At 74.4% G+C, this 17,777-nt stretch carries 15 protein-coding genes; 7 read left to right on the top strand and 8 right to left on the bottom strand.

Features of this window, described 5'->3' with window-relative positions; translation table 11 throughout:
• Positions 1-13: 13 nt before the first annotated feature.
• Positions 14-1,312, bottom strand: a complete 1,299-nt coding sequence (locus GA0070611_RS13785) for a DUF58 domain-containing protein (protein ID WP_091663837.1) — start codon at positions 1,310-1,312, stop codon at positions 14-16.
• 1 nt (position 1,313) lies between these two features.
• Positions 1,314-2,363 (bottom strand): AAA family ATPase, encoded by a 1,050-nt coding sequence (locus tag GA0070611_RS13780; protein ID WP_091663834.1) that lies wholly within the window; start codon positions 2,361-2,363, stop codon positions 1,314-1,316.
• Between the two features lie 426 nt (positions 2,364-2,789).
• Between GA0070611_RS13780 and leuS the strand changes: the two genes are divergently transcribed.
• On the top strand, positions 2,790-5,630 hold the full coding sequence (gene leuS / locus GA0070611_RS13775; RefSeq protein ID WP_091663831.1) for a leucine--tRNA ligase: 2,841 nt from the start codon (positions 2,790-2,792) through the stop codon (positions 5,628-5,630).
• A 55-nt stretch (positions 5,631-5,685) separates the two neighbouring features.
• Here the strand turns inward: leuS and GA0070611_RS13770 are convergent, their stop codons facing one another.
• Positions 5,686-6,519 (bottom strand): hypothetical protein, encoded by an 834-nt coding sequence (locus GA0070611_RS13770; RefSeq protein ID WP_091663827.1) that lies wholly within the window; start codon positions 6,517-6,519, stop codon positions 5,686-5,688.
• Positions 6,516-7,433 (bottom strand): ABC transporter ATP-binding protein, encoded by a 918-nt coding sequence (locus GA0070611_RS13765; RefSeq protein WP_091672889.1) that lies wholly within the window; start codon positions 7,431-7,433, stop codon positions 6,516-6,518. Before GA0070611_RS13765 ends, GA0070611_RS13770 begins: the two co-directional genes overlap by 4 nt.
• 123 nt (positions 7,434-7,556) lie before the next feature.
• Here GA0070611_RS13765 and GA0070611_RS13760 point away from each other — a divergent pair, with 123 nt between their 5' ends.
• Both GA0070611_RS13760 and GA0070611_RS13755 read left to right on the top strand, forming a co-directional pair.
• Positions 7,557-8,756, top strand: coding sequence for a sensor histidine kinase (locus GA0070611_RS13760; RefSeq protein ID WP_091663825.1), 1,200 nt, complete (start codon positions 7,557-7,559; stop codon positions 8,754-8,756).
• Positions 8,753-9,409, top strand: coding sequence for a response regulator (locus GA0070611_RS13755; protein ID WP_091663823.1), 657 nt, complete (start codon positions 8,753-8,755; stop codon positions 9,407-9,409). The genes GA0070611_RS13760 and GA0070611_RS13755 overlap by 4 nt, the downstream gene beginning before the upstream one ends.
• A 4-nt stretch (positions 9,410-9,413) precedes the next feature.
• On the opposite strand, the gene GA0070611_RS13750 is transcribed toward GA0070611_RS13755, so the two are convergent.
• Genes GA0070611_RS13750 through GA0070611_RS13735 form a run of 4 tightly spaced genes read right to left on the bottom strand, consistent with a single transcriptional unit; the run spans position 9,414 to position 12,847 of the window.
• A complete protein-coding gene (locus GA0070611_RS13750; RefSeq protein WP_091663820.1) occupies positions 9,414-10,172 on the bottom strand; it encodes a phosphotransferase in 759 nt (252 codons plus the stop codon).
• Positions 10,172-10,948 carry a TVP38/TMEM64 family protein gene (locus GA0070611_RS13745; protein WP_407940435.1) on the bottom strand — a complete coding sequence of 259 codons (777 nt, stop codon included), beginning with the start codon at positions 10,946-10,948 and terminating at the stop codon, positions 10,172-10,174. Before GA0070611_RS13745 ends, GA0070611_RS13750 begins: the two co-directional genes overlap by 1 nt.
• Entirely contained in the window at positions 10,888-11,610 is a 723-nt protein-coding gene (locus tag GA0070611_RS13740; RefSeq protein ID WP_091663815.1) for a type 1 glutamine amidotransferase, read from the bottom strand. The genes GA0070611_RS13745 and GA0070611_RS13740 overlap by 61 nt, the downstream gene beginning before the upstream one ends.
• Positions 11,600-12,847: a MurT ligase domain-containing protein gene (locus GA0070611_RS13735; protein ID WP_091672888.1), complete on the bottom strand. Its 1,248-nt coding sequence runs from the start codon at positions 12,845-12,847 to the stop codon at positions 11,600-11,602. Before GA0070611_RS13735 ends, GA0070611_RS13740 begins: the two co-directional genes overlap by 11 nt.
• Positions 12,848-13,202: 355 nt before the next feature.
• On the opposite strand from GA0070611_RS13735, the gene mraZ reads away from it, so the two are divergent.
• The 4 genes from mraZ (at position 13,203) to GA0070611_RS13715 (ending at position 17,752) form a co-directional block, all read left to right on the top strand.
• Positions 13,203-13,634, top strand: a complete 432-nt coding sequence (mraZ, locus tag GA0070611_RS13730; protein WP_091672886.1) for a division/cell wall cluster transcriptional repressor MraZ — start codon at positions 13,203-13,205, stop codon at positions 13,632-13,634.
• 207 nt (positions 13,635-13,841) lie between these two features.
• Positions 13,842-14,951: a 16S rRNA (cytosine(1402)-N(4))-methyltransferase RsmH gene (rsmH, locus tag GA0070611_RS13725; protein WP_091672885.1), complete on the top strand. Its 1,110-nt coding sequence runs from the start codon at positions 13,842-13,844 to the stop codon at positions 14,949-14,951.
• Positions 14,948-15,538, top strand: coding sequence for a hypothetical protein (locus GA0070611_RS13720; protein ID WP_091663812.1), 591 nt, complete (start codon positions 14,948-14,950; stop codon positions 15,536-15,538). The genes rsmH and GA0070611_RS13720 overlap by 4 nt, the downstream gene beginning before the upstream one ends.
• 3 nt (positions 15,539-15,541) lie before the next feature.
• Positions 15,542-17,752 carry a peptidoglycan D,D-transpeptidase FtsI family protein gene (locus tag GA0070611_RS13715; RefSeq protein WP_091663810.1) on the top strand — a complete coding sequence of 737 codons (2,211 nt, stop codon included), beginning with the start codon at positions 15,542-15,544 and terminating at the stop codon, positions 17,750-17,752.
• The last annotated feature ends 25 nt before the right edge of the window (positions 17,753-17,777 follow it).

Genomic DNA, 17,777 nt, shown 5'->3' with positions numbered 1-17,777 from the left:
TCCATCCTTCGGGTCATCGCCGGCCTCCGGCCACCGTCTCGGCCATCGCCGCCCGCAGCGCGAACCCCTGCGAGCCCCGGGCCGCCTGCGGCCAGAGCGCCGGCAGCCGGTGGCCGTGCTCGACGCCGATCACCCGCCACCCGCTCTTGAGCAGGGCGAGCGCGGCGGTGCCGTGCGCGTGTTCCGCCTCGGCCCGGGCCTTGGCCGGCAGGTTGAGCCAGGTCGTGCTGTCGAGCAGGAAACCGACGCAGGTGGCGCCGTTGCCGCGCAGACCGGCCAGCAGCTCCGCCTCGGCGGTGCTCAACGTGCCGAAGAGCGCGATGATCAGACCGCCGTCGGCCCGCTGCCGGACCTGCTGCACCAGCGTGGTGATCTCGCCCTGCTTGTCGAGGCGAACCTGGGCGAGGTGGTCCAGCAGGACGCCCTCGCCACCCGCCTCGGTGGCGTCCACGTCGGCGCCGTCGCCGCTGACCAGGCGCACCTTGTACCCCGCCTGGCGCAGGTGCACGGCGATGCTCGCGGCGGCGGAGACCGCCCACTCGAAGCTCGCCGTCGGGCCGTCGCCCCGGTGCCCGACGACCCGGGTGTCCAGCACCACCGTGGCCCGGCTCTCCCACGGTTGCTCCTCCCGGCGCACCATCAGCTCGCCGGTGCGCGCGGTCGACTTCCAGTGCACCCGGCGCAGGTCGTCGCCCATCCGGTACTCGCGGGTGGCGGCGTCGTCCTCGCCGTGCACCGCCACCGAGCGGGCCCGGCTGTCGCCGCTGCCCGCGTACTCACCGGGGAGGCGGACCGACGGCAGGGGAGTGACCTGCGGGATCACGGTGAGATGGTCGGTGCTGGGGAAGGCCCGGCTCAGCTCGCAGAGCCCGAACGGGTCGGTCAGCCGGATCACCAGCGGCCCGACCTCGTAGCGGCCGCGCACGTCGGCCCGCACGGTGTACGCCACCGAGCTGGCCTGGTGCGCGCCGAGGCGCTCCAGCACCACCCGCGGCCGGCTGCCCAGCGCGTACGGCAGCCGGTCCTCCAGCAGCAGGGTGCCGGTGGGCAGCCGGGACAGGTTCTGCAACCGCAGCACCACCCGGGAGCTGGCCCCGACCGGCACCCGGTGCGGCTCCAGCGACCGGTTGCAGGCCAGCTTGTACCGGCTGCGACCCACGTAGGCGGCCGCCAGCAGGGGCAGGATGGCGAGCAGCACCGCCACCCGGAGCAGGTCCTTCTCGCCGAGGATGCCGGCGGAGAGCGCGGCGGCGACGGCGGCCGCCAGGAAGGAGCGGCCGCGGGTGGTCAGCCCGCGCAGCCCGTCGCGCACCTCACGGCCTCCGCGGCTCGAACGGCCCGTGACCGTTGCCCCCGGGCCGGGTGTCGTACGGCGAGCGCTTGCGGTCGTGCGGCAGCGGCAGCCGGTGCACCAGCTCGGCGACGATCGCGTCGGTGGTGCGGCGGGCGAGCTGCGCGTCGGCGGTCGGGATGATCCGGTGCGCGAGCACCGGCACCGCGAGCACCTGGAGGTCGTCCGGGAGCACGTAGTCGCGGCCCTCCAGGGCGGCCACCGCCCGGGCGGTGCGCAGCAGCTGCAGGGTGGCCCGCGGGGACGCGCCGAGCCGAAGGTCGGGGGCCTCGCGGGTGGCGGTGACCAGGTCGACCGCGTACTGCTTGACCGCGTCGGCGACGTGCACCTGGCGGACGTGGCCGATCAGCCGGCGGACCGTGTTGGCGTCGGAGACCGGGCGCAGGTCCTGCAGCGGGTCGGTGGCCCCGTGCCCGTCCAGCATGGCCAGCTCGGCGCCCGGGTCCGGGTAGCCCATCGCGATCCGGGCGGTGAACCGGTCGCGCTGCGCCTCCGGCAGCGGGTACGTCCCCTCCATCTCGATCGGGTTCTGCGTCGCGATCACCATGAACGGGGTCTGCAGCTGGTAGGTCACCCCGTCGACGGTGACCTGCCGTTCCTCCATGCACTCCAGCAGCGCCGACTGGGTCTTCGGCGAGGCCCGGTTGATCTCGTCACCGACGACCAGGTTGGCGAAGACGGCGCCGGGCCGGAACTCGAAGTCGTGCGTCTCCTGGTTGTAGACGCTGACCCCGGTGACGTCGCTGGGCAGCAGGTCGGGGGTGAACTGGATGCGGCGCACCGAGCAGTCGATCGACCGGGCCAGGGCCTTGGCGAGTTTGGTCTTGCCGACGCCGGGCACGTCCTCGATCAGCAGGTGACCCTCGGCGAGCAGCACCGCCAGGGCGAGCCGGACGGTGGCCGTCTTGCCCTCGATGACCTGCTCGATGTTGGCCACGATGGCCTCGCTGGCGGCGCGGAACTCGTCGTGCGGCAGCAGACCGCCCACCTCGTCCCAGGTCTGTTGTGTCACGGGCCTCCTCCTCGTCGCCTGGACGGCAGCTCTGTATAGAGCACCTGGACCCGCCGTTGGGTTCGCGACGCCGAGCCTCGTCTGCCGCAGAAATCTCACTGGCCTCTCAGGCTAACCATGTTTCTCGTTGTCGCCGACCCCCGCAGGCGGTCGGTCGGTTACGCCCGGAATATTCGCCGGACCGGGGGACGGATGACCGGCGCGGGTGCGGGTAGAACACCAGCTCGCCCGTCCCGGCGTCCGGTGGCGGGCGAAAATGCGATGGGGGAAAGAGGTACACTGCCCGCATGGCCGGAGTCTTCCTGCTTCTTACCGAGCCGTGCTGATGCGCTGAACGCGCGACAGCACGGCCGCCCCTCCTGCGCGAGGGGCTTTTTTGTGCCCGCAGCAGACTTCCTTTCGACTGACCCGCGCCGAGGAGACGCCATGAGTGAGGCAGCCGCACCGGCGACCGACATCCCCCCGTTCCGGTACACCGCGGCCATGGCCGACGAGATCGAGCACCGCTGGCAGGACACCTGGGCGCGGGAGGGCACCTTCCACGCGCCGAACCCGACCGGCCCGCTGGCCGACCCGGGCCACCCCAGGGCGGGCGCCGAGAAGCTGTACGTGCTGGACATGTTCCCGTACCCGTCGGGCGCCGGCCTGCACGTCGGTCACCCGCTGGGCTACATCGGCACCGACTGCTACGCCCGCTACCAGCGGATGGCCGGGCGCAACGTGCTGCACGCGATGGGGTTCGACGCCTTCGGCCTGCCCGCCGAGCAGTACGCGGTGCAGACCGGCACCCACCCGCGGACCACCACCGAGGCGAACATCGAGCGGTACAAGGCGCAGCTGCGCCGGCTGGGGCTGGCCCACGACGAGCGGCGCTCGGTGGCCACCATCGACACCGACTTCTACCGGTGGACCCAGTGGATCTTCCTGCAGGTCTTCAACTCCTGGTACGACCAGGACGCGCGGAAGGCCCGGCCGGTCGCCGAGCTGATCGCCGAGTTCGAGGGCGGCACCCGGCCCACCCCGGACGGCCGGCCGTGGGCCGAGCTGACCGTCGCCGAGCGGCGGGCGATCGTCGACGACCACCGGCTGGCGTACGTCTCCGAGGCGCCGGTGAACTGGTGCCCGGGGCTGGGCACCGTGCTGGCCAACGAGGAGGTCACCGCCGACGGTCGCTCCGAGCGGGGCAACTTCCCGGTCTTCAAGCGCAACCTGAAGCAGTGGATGATGCGGATCACCGCGTACGGTGACCGGCTGCTGGAGGACCTGGACACGCTGGACTGGCCCGAGCCGATCAAGCTGATGCAGCGCAACTGGATCGGCCGGTCGACCGGCGCGCACATCGACTTCACCACCGGGTCGGGCCCGGTGCGGGTGTTCACGACCCGCCCGGACACCATCTTCGGCGCCACCTACCTGGTGCTGGCCCCCGAGCACGAGCTGGTCGACGCCCTGGTGCCGGATGCCTGGCCGGCCGGGACCCGGGACGCCTGGACCGGTGGGCACGCCGGCCCGCGGGCGGCCGTCGAGGCGTACCGCAAGGCGGCGGCGGCCAAGACGGACGTGGAGCGGCAGGCCGACACCAGGGAGAAGACCGGCGTCTTCACCGGCGCGTACGCCGAGCACCCGGTCACCGGCGCGCCGGTGCCGATCTTCATCGCCGACTACGTGCTGGCCGGCTACGGCACCGGGGCGATCATGGCGGTGCCCGCCGAGGACGAGCGGGACCACGCCTTCGCCGAGGTCTTCGAGCTGCCGATCGTGCGGACCGTGCAGCCGCCGGTGGACTTCGACGGCGGGGCGTACCCCGGGGACGGGCCGCGGATCAACAGCGCCGCGCCCGAGGTCGGCCTGGACCTGAACGGGCTGGGGCTGACCGACGCCAAGGCCCGGGCCATCGAGTGGCTGGAGGCCAACGGGCACGGCACCGGCGCGACCACCTGGCGGCTGCGGGACTGGCTGTTCTCCCGGCAGCGCTACTGGGGCGAGCCGTTCCCGATCGTCTACGACTCCACCGGCGCGCCGATCGCGCTGCCCGAGTCGATGCTGCCGGTCGAGCTGCCCGAGGTGGACGACTTCTCGCCCAAGACGTTCGACCCGGAGGACGCGCAGAGCAACCCGGAGACCCCGCTGTCGCGCCGCCGGGACTGGGTGGAGGTGGAGCTGGACCTGGGCGACGGGCCGAAGCGCTACACCCGGGAGACCAACGTGATGCCGCAGTGGGCCGGCTCCTGCTGGTACGAGCTGCGCTACCTGGACCCGACCAACTCCGGCCGGTTCGTCGACCCGGAGAACGAGGCGTACTGGATGGGCCCGCAGCGCCCCGGCGACTGCGGTGGCACCGACCTGTACGTCGGCGGCGCCGAGCACGCCGTGCTGCACCTGCTGTACGCCCGCTTCTGGCACAAGGTGCTGTTCGACCTGGGCCACGTCTCGTCGTTCGAGCCGTTCCGCAAGCTGTTCAACCAGGGCATGATCCAGGCGTACGCGTTCCGCGACGCCCGCAAGGCCCCGGTGCCGGCCGAGGAGGTCGTCGAGGTCGACGGCCGCTGGTTCCACGGCGAGCAGGAGGTCACCCGCGAGTACGGCAAGATGGGCAAGTCGCTGAAGAACGTCGTCACCCCGGACGAGATGTGCGCCGCGTACGGGGCGGACACCTTCCGGGTGTACGAGATGTCGATGGGCCCGCTGGAGGTCTCCCGCCCCTGGGACACCCGGGCCGTGGTCGGCTCGTACCGGTTCCTGCAGCGGGTCTGGCGGGCGGTCGTCGACGAGCAGACCGGCGCGCTGCGGGTCACCGACGCGCCGGCCGACGAGGCGACCCGGCGGCTGCTGCACAAGGTGGTCGACGGGGTCCGGGCCGACATGGACGGGATCCGGTTCAACACCGCGATCGCCAAGCTGATCGAGCTGACCAACGGGCTGACCCGGCTGCCGGAGACCCCGCGCGAGGTGGCCGAGCCGCTGGTGCTGATGCTGGCCCCGTTCGCCCCGCACCTGGCCGAGGAGCTGTGGCGCACGCTGGGTCACGACGGCTCGCTGGCGTACGCGGACTTCCCGACCGCCGACCCGGCCCTGCTGGTCGCCGAGACCGTCACCTACCCGGTGCAGGTCAACGGCAAGGTGCGCGGCCGGATCGAGGTGGCCGCCGACGCCGCCGAGGACGAGGTCCGGTCGGCCGCGCTGGAGGCGGTCGCCGGCGCGCTGGGCGGCAAGGAACCGCGCAAGGTGATCGTGGTGAAGGGGCGGATGGTCTCCGTCGTCGCCTGACGGTCCGGCACGGAGGCGCGTCCCGGGACAGGGGCGCGCCTCCGGCGTACCGGGGTCAGGGTTCGCGGCGGTGCACGACGACCGCGGCGAGCAGCGTCGCGACCAGCGGCCAGCCGGCGAGGACCAGCCAGGATCCGGGAACTGTCGCCACGTGCAGGTTCGGCAGCACGTACGGGTTGCCGACCAGGCGCTCCCAGGCGGGCACCGGCAGCGCGTTGTGCACCGCCGCCGTCCACCGGTTGGTGATGTCGAAGGCCAGCGGGGCGAGCAGCAGCAGGGTCGCGGTGGCCACGATCGCCGGTGCGGTGTGCCGGACCAGCGCGCCGATCCCGAACCCGATGAGCGCGCAGACCGGCACCAGCAGCGCCGACGCCGCGACGGCCCGCAGCGCCTGGGGTTCGCCGATCGACGCGCCCGCCTGCCGGCCGGCGAGGATCGCCTGGGACAGCCAGAACGAGAGCGCCGCGGCCAGCGCGCCGACCACCGACATCACGCCGGCCAGGAGCACCACCTCGGCGGCCGTGACCGCGCGCCGGGCCGGTACGGCGGCGAACGTGGTGCGGATCTGGCCGCTGGCGTACTCGCCGGTGATCATCAGCGCGCCGACCGCACCGGCCGCGAGGATGACGAAGAGCCAACCCTCCTCGGGGAAGGCGTCGTGGATCGGGTCGAACGCGGCCCGCCGGTCGGGGGAGTAGCCCGGCCAGTTGTGCTGGTCGGCGAGGGCGGCGCGGGCACTGAACAGCACGGCGGAGACCGCGATGAGGGCGAGCGAGCCCCAGGTGGAGCGCAGTGACCACAGCTTGATCCACTCGGCGGCGAGCAGGTCCCGGAACCGGGCGGCCGGCTCGGTGACCGGCCGGGGTGCGGGGGCGGACGGCGTGCTCACCGCTGTTCTCCTGCCAGGTAGTCGACGCGGTCGGCGGTGAGGTCCATGAACGCCTCCTCCAGGGACGCGGAGCGGGTGGCCAGCTCGTGCACCGGGATCCCCCGGGCGCCGGCCAGGTCGCCCAGCTCCGCGGCGGTCAGGCCGGTCACGGTGAGGGCGTCGCCGTCGGCGGTCACCCGGCCGCCGGCCGCCCGCGTCGCCGCGGTCAGCCGGGCCGGATCAGGGGTACGGACGACCACCTGCGGGCGGGCGCTGCGGGCCGCGAACGCCGGCAGGCTCTCGTCGGCGACCAGTTCCCCCCGGCCGATCACCACGAGGTGGTCGGCGGTCTGCGCCATCTCGCTCATCAGATGGCTGGAGACCAGCACGGTGCGCCCCTCGCCGGCCAGCCGCCGGAACAGCCCGCGTACCCAGCGCACCCCCTCGGGGTCGAGCCCGTTGAACGGCTCGTCGAAGAGCAGCGCCGGTGGGTCGCCGAGCAGCGCCGCGGCGATGCCGAGCCGCTGTTTCATGCCGAGGGAGAAGCCGCCGACCCGGCGTCCGGCGACCGTCGCCAGCCCCACCTCGTGCAGCACCTCGTCCACCCGCGTCCGGCCGATGGCGTTGCTGCGGGCCAGCGCGGCCAGGTGCGCCCGGGCACTGCGTCCGGGGTGCACGTCCCCGGCGTCCAGCAGCGCCCCGACGTGCCGCAGCCCGCGGGGTCGCTCGGCGAACGGGCGGCCGGCCACGGTGACCGTGCCGCCGGTGGGTCGGTGCAGGCCGAGGATCAGCCGCAGGGTGGTGGACTTTCCGGCCCCGTTGGGACCGAGGAAGCCGGTCACGTGTCCGGGTCGGACGGTCAGGGTCAGCCGGTCGACGGCCGTGGTCCGGCCGTACCGTTTGGTCAGCTCACGTAGTTCGATCACGACGTCGATGGTGCCGGAGCACCGGCGGCGGGTCGTCGTGCCGCCGGCCGTACCGTCCGGTCCCGGACCCGCCCGGGGGCGTACGCCCGTCGGCCGATGACCGGTGGGGTGGTCGCTGGCTACGGTGTGCCCATGGAGGTCGTCGCACCGCGCACCCGCCCCGCCGCCCGCCGGGCCCGGACGGTGCTGAGCTGGGCCGGTGTCGCCCTGCTCCCGGTCACGGTGCTGCTGTCGTCGGTGGCCGGCGGGGGCGGCCCGGTGCTGACCGTCCCGACCCCCGACCACACCGTGCCGGCCCTCCCGCTGAACTATCTGCTGCCCGTCCTGGTGGTCCTGCTCCCGGTCGGGCTGCTGGGCCGACACCCGCTGCCCGCCCTCGGGGCGATGCTCGCCGGGGCCTGCGCCGTCACCGTGACGACGAGCGCGTGGGAGGACGGCTACCTGGTCACCGTCTGGTACCTGCAGTTCCTCGTGGTCGACCTGATGCTGGGGCTGGTCGTGGCGCGCCACCCGCGTCGGGTCGCGCTCCCCGCCGCCGCGGCGGTGCTCGCCGTGCAGGTGGCGATGAGCTTCGTCAGCCCGGCCACGGAGCCGGTCGACCGGGCCACCCTCTCGGCGCTGGCGGTCGCCGTCGCCTGGTTGGCCGGTGACTCGGTGCACGGTCGCCGCCGGCACCGGGCGGCGGCCCGCTACCGGGCCGCCGCCGACGCGGTCACCGCCGAACGGCTGCGGATCGCCCGCGAGCTGCACGACGTGGTGGCGCACAGCATCGGGGTGATCGCCATCCAGGCCGGCGTGGGCGCGCGGGTCATCGACACCCAGCCGGCGCAGGCCCGGGCCGCCCTGGCCACCATCGAGCGGACCAGCCGGGAGACGCTGACCGGCCTGCGTCGGACCCTCGTCGCGCTGCGCCGGCCGGAGGGCGCGGCCGCGTCGCTGACTCCCGCGCCGGGCCTCGCCGACCTGGACCGGCTGGTCGCCGCCGCCACCGACGCCGGGGTGCGGGTGGAGTTGCGCCGGGACGGCGTGCCGGGTCCGCTGCCGGCCGAGGTGGACCTGGCGGCGTACCGGATCGTGCAGGAAGGGCTGACCAACGTGGTCCGGCACGCGGGGACCGACCGGTGCCGGGTGACCGTCGACCACCGACCGGACGGGGTACGGATCGAAGTGCTGGACGGCGGCCGGGGCGGCTCGCTCACCGCCGCGGGGCACGGAATCGTCGGCATGCGGGAGCGGGCGACCCTGCTCGGCGGCCGGTTCGCCGCCGCCCCCCGCCCCGAGGGTGGCTTCCGGGTGACCGCCTGGCTCCCGGTGCCGGCGGCCGACGGATGAGCGTCCGGGTGCTGCTGGTCGACGACCAGCCGCTGGTGCGCGCGGGGCTGCGGGTGCTGATGGCCGACGCGCTCGACCTGACGGTGACCGGTGAGGCGGGCACCGGCGCGGAGGCGGTGCGGCTGGCCCGCGAGACGGCCCCCGACGTGGTGCTGATGGACCTGCGGATGCCCGGCCTGGACGGGATCGCCGCGACCCGGGCGATCACCGCCGCCGGCGGCCCGACCCGGGTGCTGGTGCTCACCACCTTCGACGACGACGAGCACGTGCACGCGGCGCTGCGCGCCGGGGCGAGCGGCTTCCTGGTCAAGGACATGGCCCTGGAGGAGATCCTCGGCGCGGTGCGGGTGGTGGCGGCCGGTGACGCGTTGATCGCCCCCGGGGTGACCCGCCGGCTCATCGCCGAGTTCGCCCGCCGGCCCGACGCCGTGCCGCGACCCCGCGGGCTGCCCGGCGTGACCGACCGGGAGCGGGAGGTGCTGACCCTGGTCGGGCGCGGACTGTCCAACGCGGAGATCGCCGCCGAACTGGTGATCAGCCCGGCCACCGCGAAGGCGCACGTGGCCCGCCTCTTCACCAAGCTGGACGCCCGGGACCGGGTGCACCTGGTGATCGCGGCCTACGACGCGGGCCTGGTGCTGCCGTCCGGCTGAGCGCCTACCCGGTGGCCAGCACCGACTCCACTGCCGGACGGCACCGCAGCAACCACTCCTGCCAGCCGCGTACCGCGTCGACCGCGCCGGCCTCGCGCAGCCGGCGCATGCCCGGCTCGTCCCGGTCGGCGCCGGCGGCGATGCCCCGCCAGGTGCCGTCGAGTTGGCCGAGCATCACGTCGAGCAGCTCGGCCCGGGGCAGCGGCGGGCCGCCCGCCGCGTCGTACGCGTCGCAGAGCAGCCGACAGCGGCGGCCCAGCTCCACCGGGTCGGCGTCGCCGCCGAGGGTGGCCCAGTGCCAGCCGGCGAAGGCGACGTCCTCGATCCGCCGGCCCGGGCCGGCCAGGTCCCAGTCGAGCAGGGTCACCGGCAGCAGCCCGGCGGGAGTGACCCGGTAGACCGTGTTCTTGGGCGACAGGTCCCGGTGGCAGACGGTCTCCGCGTCGCCGGCCAGCGGGCTGCCCGCACAGGCGTCGTGCAGGGCCCGGATCAGCCGGGCCAGCCCGGCCAGCGCCGGGTCAGCGAAGAACGCCTCGTCCTCCCGGCCCCGCCACGGCACCTTCCCGGGGACGTGGGCCAGCACCTGCCGGCCCCGCTCGTCCACCCCGAGGTACGCGGGCGCCAGCCCGGGGGCGGCCACCGTCAGGTGCCGCAGCAGCGCGGCGACGAAGTCGGCGTTGGTCGGTGGAGTACGGCGGACGGTGTCCCCGACCCGGACCACCTCGGCGATGAAACCGCCGGGCAGCCGCTCCCCGGTATCCATCAGCTCGGGCCGAGCCGGCGCTGCCGTTCGGCGCGCCACCAGCGGTGGATGATCACCACGCTGGCGATCAGGCCGAGGCCGGCGGGGGCGACGGCGTACCAGTTGACCGAGCCGGGCGTGCTGACCGCCGCGCCGATGGCGGCGTAGCCGAAGGCGGTGGGCGCGGAGGCGATCACGCTGCCGGCGAGGAACGGCAGCACCCGCGCCCCGGTGGTGCCGTAGCCGTAGCTGACCAGGCCGAACCCGGCGATCGGCAGCAGCCGTACGGTGATCACGCCGAGCACGCTCTGCCGGGCGAACCAGCCGTCGAGCAGGGCCAGCCGGCCCCGCACCCGACCGGCCACGAAGTCCCGCCCCAGCAGCCGACCGACCGCGAAGCCGAGCGCCGCGGCGAGCAGCGCCGCGCCGAGGGCGTAGGCGGCCCCCTCCAGCGGGCCGAAGATCGCTCCGGCGGCCAGTGTGACGAAGGTCCGCGGGACCAGCGCCACCAGCAGCAACGCGCCCACCACGACCGCCACGGCCGGGGCGTACCCGCCCAGGGAGTGGGCGAGCCCGGGCAGCTGCGCCGGGTCCGGCCGGGGGACCAGCAGCAGGGTCACCGCGAAGGCGGCGAGCAGCAGCACCAGCACCGCGAACCGGCGCGCCGACGGTTGCCGGAGCGACCGGAGGAGCCGACCCACCGCCGGTCGTCGCCGCCACAGTCGGGCGGCACGGTTCACGGTCGGGCGGCGGCGGCCACCGCGGCGCGGCGCTCGGACCGGAGCCGGTCGGCCCAGGTGTCGTCGAGCGCGGGGAGCTGGTGGATGCCGGTGGCCCAGCGCAGCAGCAGGTCGGCCAGGGCCGGGTTGCGGGCCAGCGCCGGGCCGTGCGAGTAGGTGCCCAGCAGCTTGCCCCGCCAGGCCCCCTCGGTCGCCCCGTCGTTGCCCACGCCGGTGGTGACCCGGGCCAGCGGCGCCACGCCCGGACCGAGGTGGGTGCGGCCACCGTGGTTCTCGAAGCCGGTCAGGTACGGCACGCCCAGCCGCGGGTCGACGTCGCCGGCCAGCTCCCCGACGGCCCGGGTGGGCCCCCGGTCGGAGGAGATGTCGAGCAGGCCCAGCCCGGCGCACTCGGTGCCCTTGGCGAAGAACGAGGTGCCGAGGAGCTGGTAGCCGGCGCAGACGCCGAACACCACCGAGCCCTGCGCGACGGCCCGGTGCAGGCCGCCGTCGGCGATCAGCCGCTGGGCGCCGAGCGCCTGCGGGCCGTCCTCGCCGCCGCCGATCAGGTAGATGTCGGCGGTGGCCGGCAGCCGCTGGTCGGAGCGGACCTCCAGCACCTCGACCGGCATCCCGCGCAGCTGGGCCCGGCGGGCCAGGATCAGCGCGTTGCCCCGGTCACCGTAGGTGGAGAGCAGGTCGGGGTAGATCCAGACGATTCGCAGGCTCTCAGTTGACACGGTCCAGCTCCGCTCGGATGTCCTGGAAGGCGGTGTAGTTGGCGATGACCTCCAGGCGGCCGGGGGGCACCGCCCGGACCGCCTCGTCGAAGCTCCGGACGTGCTGGAAGGGCACGCCGTTGACGTCGAGCCGGACGGCCAGGTCGTACGCCCGGTCGCCGGTGATCAGCACCTGCCGGCCGCGCAGCGGGGCGAAGTCGACGTCGAAGAGCCAGGAGGTGTCCAGCCCGTCGGGGTCGCGCGCGTTGATGGAGAGCAGTGTCGGGGCCACGTCGGCCATGTCGAACGCCTCCAGCCAGCTGGCCGGGTTCTTGGCCAGCAGCAGCCGGATGTTGCGCCCGTCCCGGTCGACCTGCGCGTAGCGGCCGGCGACCGAGGTGACCGAGCCGAGCCGGGCGACCGCGTCCACCGGCCGTACGCCGAACTCGGCGGCGACCGCCAGCGCGGTGGCCGCGTTGCCGAGGTTGACCTTGCCGGGGAGTTGGAGCTGCACCTTGTGCCAGGCGCCGGTGGGGTCGAGCACGCCGTCGTCCTCGACGGTCCACTGCGGCTCGGGCCGGCGCAGCGGGCAGCCGCTGCACCACCACTGGTCACCGGAGCGCTGGATGGTGGAGCCGCACTCGGGGCAGACCCAGGAGTCGTCGTGCCAGCGCTGGCCGGCGCTGAACCAGGTGACGTGCGGCGGGACGTGGCCCTGGGCCGGGTCGGCCGGCGGGGTGGCGGCCCAGACCACCATCGGGTCGTCGGCGTTGGCGACCACCCGGACGCCCGGGTGCCGGACCAGCGCGGCGCGCCAGAGCTGCGCCATCATGGCCACTTCCTTGGCCCGGTCGAGCTGGTCGCGGGAGAGGTTGAGCAGCGCCACCACGTTCGGCTCGGTGGCCTCCAGCACCTGGGCCAGGTAGTGCTCGTCGACCTCCAGCACGGCGTAGGGCGTGCTGCCGGCCCGGGCCAGCGCCGAGGTGTGGCCGCTCGGCATGTTGGCGCCGAAGGAGTTGGTGGCCACCCGGCCCAGCACGCCGACAGCGGCGGTGGTGAGGCGGGTGGTGGTGGTCTTGCCGTTGGTGCCGGACACCAGCGCGATGGCCCGGCCCGCCGACAGGTGGGCCAGCAGGTCGGGGTCGATCTTGAGGCCGATCCATCCGCCGATCACCGAGCCGTCGCCGCGGCCCGCGGCCCGCGACAGCGCCCCGGCGGTCCGCGACACGGAGCTGGCCACCTTTGCCCGCAAGGGCATCTTCGCGTCCGTCACGCGAGCGAGGTTACCGGACCCCGGGGCCCGCCAGATCGCCGCCGACGGCGATCCGTTCGGCCGGGGGGTCGCGGCGGACGGTCGGCGGGCGCTCCGCCGGACGGAGTCGATCTATGTCGGGTAGCGGACGGGCGCGGAGGGCCGCCACCCCCCTCCACTCCGCCCCACCCCCATTGACGTGCGCTTTTACGCGCGGAATCGCCGCGCCACGCGGGCGTTTCTGGTTGCAGGTGGAGGGAAGTGGAGTAGAGTGGGGCGCGATGGTGAGGCCGGGAGGGCCACACCGGCCCGGGGGGTCGGCGGCGCCGCGAACGCCGCTCAGGGCGAGGGGGTTGGGCCGATGTTCCTCGGCACCCACACCCCACGCCTGGACGACAAAGGCCGGTTGATCCTTCCGGCGAAGTTCCGGGACGAACTGGCGGGGGGTGTCGTGATCACCAAAGGGCAGGAGCGCTGCCTCTACGTCTTCCCGATGCCCGAGTTCCAGCGGATCGCCGACCAGTTGCGCGCGCAACCGATGACGAGCAAGGCGGCCCGGGCCTACAGCCGGGTCTTCTTCGCCAGCGCGCACGACGAGGTCCCGGACAAGCAGGGGCGGGTCACCATCCCCGCGCACCTGAGGTCGTACGCCGCGCTCGACCGGGAACTGGTCGTGATCGGGGCGAGCACCCGGGTGGAGATCTGGGACAAGGGGGCCTGGGAGGCCTACCTCGCGGAGAGCGAAGACGACTTCGCCGACATCGAGGAGGGGGTGCTGCCCGGCGGTCTGTAGGGCGTGACGGCGCCCGACGTACTGCGAGATCTCCAGCCGCTTTCGAGTTCCTGGCACCCCTTCCCCGGTGCCAGGCGCACGATCCGATACGGAGGGCCGCGGCCTCCGGCGGGCGGGAGCGGATGGGGATCTGGCGGTATGACGAGGCGCCGTGACGACGACGGACGCGGTACGGACGGAAGTGGGTTTCAACCAGTGGGGGTCGACATGGGGGAGCTACGCGGCACGCACGTGCCGGTGCTGCTCGAGAGGTGTCTCGAGTTGCTGGCCCCCGCGCTGGGGAGGAACGGCCGCACCGTCCACGTCGACGCGACGCTGGGTCTGGCCGGGCACGCCGAGGCGGTCCTGGAGGCGCACCCGGACACGGTGCTGATCGGCCTGGACCGGGACACCGAGGCGCTCGCCCACGCGCGGGTCCGGCTGGCCCGGTTCGCCGACCGGATCCATCTCGAACACGCCGTCTACGACGAGCTGCCCGACGTGCTGGAGCGGCTCGGCTATCCGGCGATCGACGGGATCCTGTTCGATCTCGGCGTCTCGTCCCTGCAACTGGACGCGCCCGACCGCGGGTTCGCGTACGCGCAGGACGCGCCGCTGGACATGCGGATGGACCAGACCCGGGGGGTGACCGCCGAGGAGGTGGTCAACACGTACGCCCACCCGGACCTGGCCCGGGTGCTGCGGGTGTACGGCGAGGAGAAGTTCGCCGGGAAGATCGCCTCGGCGATCATCCGGGAGCGCGAGCGCGCCCCGATCACCTCGTCGGCGCGACTGGCCGAGCTGGTCCGGGACAGCATTCCGGCACCAGCCCGGCGAACCGGGGGACACCCGGCAAAGAGAACGTTTCAGGCTTTACGGATCGAGGTAAACAGAGAACTGGCAGCGCTGGAGACGGCGCTGCCGGCCGCTCTGGACAAGCTCAACGTGGGCGGTCGCATGGTGGTCCTGTCCTACCACTCGTTGGAGGACCGGCTCACCAAGCAGGCGCTCGCCGACCGGGTCCGCAGCAAGGGCCCGGTCGACCTCCCGGTCGAACTGCCCGGGTCGGGCCCGACGTTCCGGCTGCTGAGCCGGGGCGCCGAGCTTCCCGGGGAGGCCGAGGTCGCGGCGAACCCGCGGGCCGCCTCGGTGCGGCTGCGGGCCGCGGAACGGCTCGACCCGGAGGCGACCCGACAGGGGCGTACCGACCGCGAACGGTACCGCCGCCGGGTCAAGGCGATGCACCAACCGGGGACGGCGGCACCGGGGTCCGGGACGGGCCCGGGTGCGACGCCGGGGGACGGGAACGGGACGGACGAAGAGGGGGAGGGGACATGAACGTCGACAAGCGCGACGGCCGGGGCGCCGTCGGGCAGCGCGCACCGCGGTCGGGGGGCCGGACCACGGCGCAGCGCGACACCACGGTCGGGGCCGACCGGCCCGACCGCCGGGAGGGGACTCGCGCCCGGGGGGCGCGCGAGTACCTCACCCAGGGCAGCGCCGCGCTGCGGCCGGCCGAGAAGACCCGGTCCACCGGCGCGCCGTCGCCGTCGCCGCGGCTGCGGGTCGCCCCGCCGCCGCCGGTGCGGGTGCCGCGGGCGCCGTTCGTCGGCCTGATCCTGGTGCTGGTGGTCGGTGGGGTGCTCGGCATCCTGGCGGTCAACACCAAGATCAACGAGAACGCCTTCCGGCTGGAGAAGCTCCAGCAGCAGCAGGCCAAGCTGGACGTCGACCAGCAGCAGCTGGAGAAGGAGATCGCCGACCAGAAGGCGCCCGGCAACCTGACCGCCAACGCCCGCAAGCTCGGCCTCGTCGAGTCGGGCGAGCCGGCGTACATCCGGCTGCCGGACGGGAAGACGATCGGGGTGCCGCACCCGGCGGAGGGCGCGCCGGCCATCACCAGCCAGCAGGGCAACGGAGGCTGAGCAGTGCCGCCGAGATCGGAGGAACCGCGCCGGGACGCCACGGGCTCCCGGCGCGGCTCGTCGCGGGGGGCGGAACCCCGCGAGCCGGGCGTCGGCGGGATCTCCGACGCGCGGGCGTACACCCCGCGGGGCCGGACCATCCGGGAGGGCGGCGCCGCCGCGCGGACCGGCGGGGGCGCCGAACAGCGGCGTACCCCCCGCAGCAGCCGCTCCGGCGACCCGTTCCGCCCGGCGTTGCAGGTGCTCGACGGCGGCCGGGCCGGGGCCACCCGCGCCGGCCGCCGGGAGACCGCGCCCGGCGGTCGGGCCGGCGTGGTCCGCACGGTCTCGGCCAGGCCGGTGCGCGAGCCGTTCGACGACGAGGACGAGGCCCCGCCACCCCGGCGCCGGCCCGGCCCGCGTCGCCCGGCCCGCCCGACCGCCGGCCGGCGGCCGGTGCGCAAGCCGCGCCGCCCGCCGAAGCTCGCCGACCCGCGCCGCCGGCTGCGGCTCGGCACCATGCTGGTGCTGACCCTCTTCGCCACCATCGGCATCCGGCTGGTCTTCCTGCAGACCGTCACCACCCCGGCGTACGCCGACGGCGGGCTGGGCACCCGGCTCGCCGTGGTCGAGCTGCCCGCCCCGCGCGGGGCCATCTACGACCGGACCGGCGCCCCGCTGGCGCACAGCGTCGAGGCGCGGTACGTCTTCGCCGACCCGACCGTGGTGAAGGACCGGTTCGCCGCCGCCAAGCTGCTCTCCCCGCTGCTGGGGGTGCCGGCCTCCGAGCTGGCCGACCGGATGAAGCCGCGCACTCTGCCCGGCACCACCACCCCGTTGCAGTTCGTCTACCTCGCCCGCGGCGTGGAGATCCCGCAGGCCAAGCAGATCATGGCGCTCGACCTGGCCGGCATCGGCGTGCACCGGGACGAGAAGCGGGAGGTGCCCGGCGGGGACCTGGCCGCCAACCTGCTCGGCTTCGTCAGCCAGGACATGCACGGGCTGGAGGGCCTGGAGGCCAAGTACGACGACCTGCTGGAGGGGCAGGCCGGCAAGAAGCGGTACGAGGTGGGGCAGGGTGACCTGGCCGCGCCGATCCCGGGCGGCTACAGCCAGACCACGCCGGCCCGGCCGGGCGGCTCGCTGGAGCTGACCATCGACCGCGACGTGCAGTTCATGACCCAGCGGATCCTGTCCGACCAGATGGCGCAGACCCGGGCCAGCGTCGGCGCGGCCGTGGTGGTGGACGTGCCCACCGGCGAGGTGCTGGCGCAGGCGAGCTACCCCGGCTACGACGCCGCCGCGCCGGACAAGGTCAACTCGCCGAGCGACCGCGAGGACGCCGCCACCAGCTTCATCGTCGACCCCGGCTCGATCCACAAGGCGATCACCTTCGGCGCGGCCCTCCAGGAGGGGGTGATCACCCCGGAGACCACCTTCCCGGTGCCGAACACCATCACCAAGGGCGACACGGTGTTCCGGGACACCCACCCGGCCGAGGGTCGGACCATGAGCATCCCCGGCATGTTCGCCTTCTCCTCCAACGTCGGCACCATCGAGATCGCCGACAAGCTCGGCCCGGACCGGCTGATCGACTACCAGAAGCGGTTCGGGCTCGGCCAGCCCACCGGGGAGGGCATGCCCGGTGAGGCCCCGGGCCGGCTGCTCCCCGTCGACCGGTGGAGCGACTCCTCGCACGGGTCGGTGCCGATCGGGCACAGCGTGGACGCCACGCCGCTGCAGATGGCCGCCGCGTACAACGCGATCGCCAACGACGGCACGTACGTGCAGCCGCACCTGATCAGGAGTGTGATCACCCCGGACGGGAAGAAGACCGCCGCCGCCGCGCCGGCCACCCATCCGGTGCTCAGCCCGGCCAACGCCGCCGCGCTGCGCCGGATCATGGAGGGGGTCACCTCGATCGACGGCCCCGACGGACGGGCCACCGGCCTGGCCGCCGCCGTCCCCGGCTACCGGGTGGCCGGCAAGACCGGCACCGGCCTGCGGTACGACAACGGCAAGCTGCAGCCCGGCGAGGTCGGCTCGTTCATCGGCATGGCCCCGGCGGAGAAGCCCCGGTACGTGGTGGCGGTCTTCGTGTGGAGCCCGGGCGGCGAGGGCGGCACCGTGGCCGCGCCGGCCTTCCGCGAGATCATGGGCTACACCCTGCGGCACTACCGGGTGCCGCCCTCGGCGACCGACCGGTCCCCGAAGTTCGAGGTCTTTCCGCGCTGAGCGGGTGGGGCGGGACATCATCGGT

Source organism: Micromonospora auratinigra (genome assembly GCF_900089595.1).
GTDB lineage: Bacteria > Actinomycetota > Actinomycetes > Mycobacteriales > Micromonosporaceae > Micromonospora > Micromonospora auratinigra.
Note: the sequence above shows the minus strand (reverse complement) of the source record. Positions and strands in the feature narration are given on the sequence as shown.

Bases quoted from the DNA above. Each gene is read 5' to 3' on its own strand.
- GA0070611_RS13755 (WP_091663823.1), top strand. From the start codon at position 8,753: ATGAGCGTCCGGGTGCTGCTGGTCGACGACCAGCCGCTGGTGCGCGCG.
- GA0070611_RS13720 (WP_091663812.1), top strand. From the start codon at position 14,948: ATGAACGTCGACAAGCGCGACGGCCGGGGCGCCGTCGGGCAGCGCGCA.
- rsmH (WP_091672885.1), top strand. From the start codon at position 13,842: ATGGGGGAGCTACGCGGCACGCACGTGCCGGTGCTGCTCGAGAGGTGT.
- GA0070611_RS13735 (WP_091672888.1), bottom strand. From the start codon at position 12,847: ATGCCCTTGCGGGCAAAGGTGGCCAGCTCCGTGTCGCGGACCGCCGGG.
- leuS (WP_091663831.1), top strand. From the start codon at position 2,790: ATGAGTGAGGCAGCCGCACCGGCGACCGACATCCCCCCGTTCCGGTAC.
- GA0070611_RS13760 (WP_091663825.1), top strand. From the start codon at position 7,557: ATGGAGGTCGTCGCACCGCGCACCCGCCCCGCCGCCCGCCGGGCCCGG.
- mraZ (WP_091672886.1), top strand. From the start codon at position 13,203: ATGTTCCTCGGCACCCACACCCCACGCCTGGACGACAAAGGCCGGTTG.
- GA0070611_RS13750 (WP_091663820.1), bottom strand. From the start codon at position 10,172: ATGGATACCGGGGAGCGGCTGCCCGGCGGTTTCATCGCCGAGGTGGTC.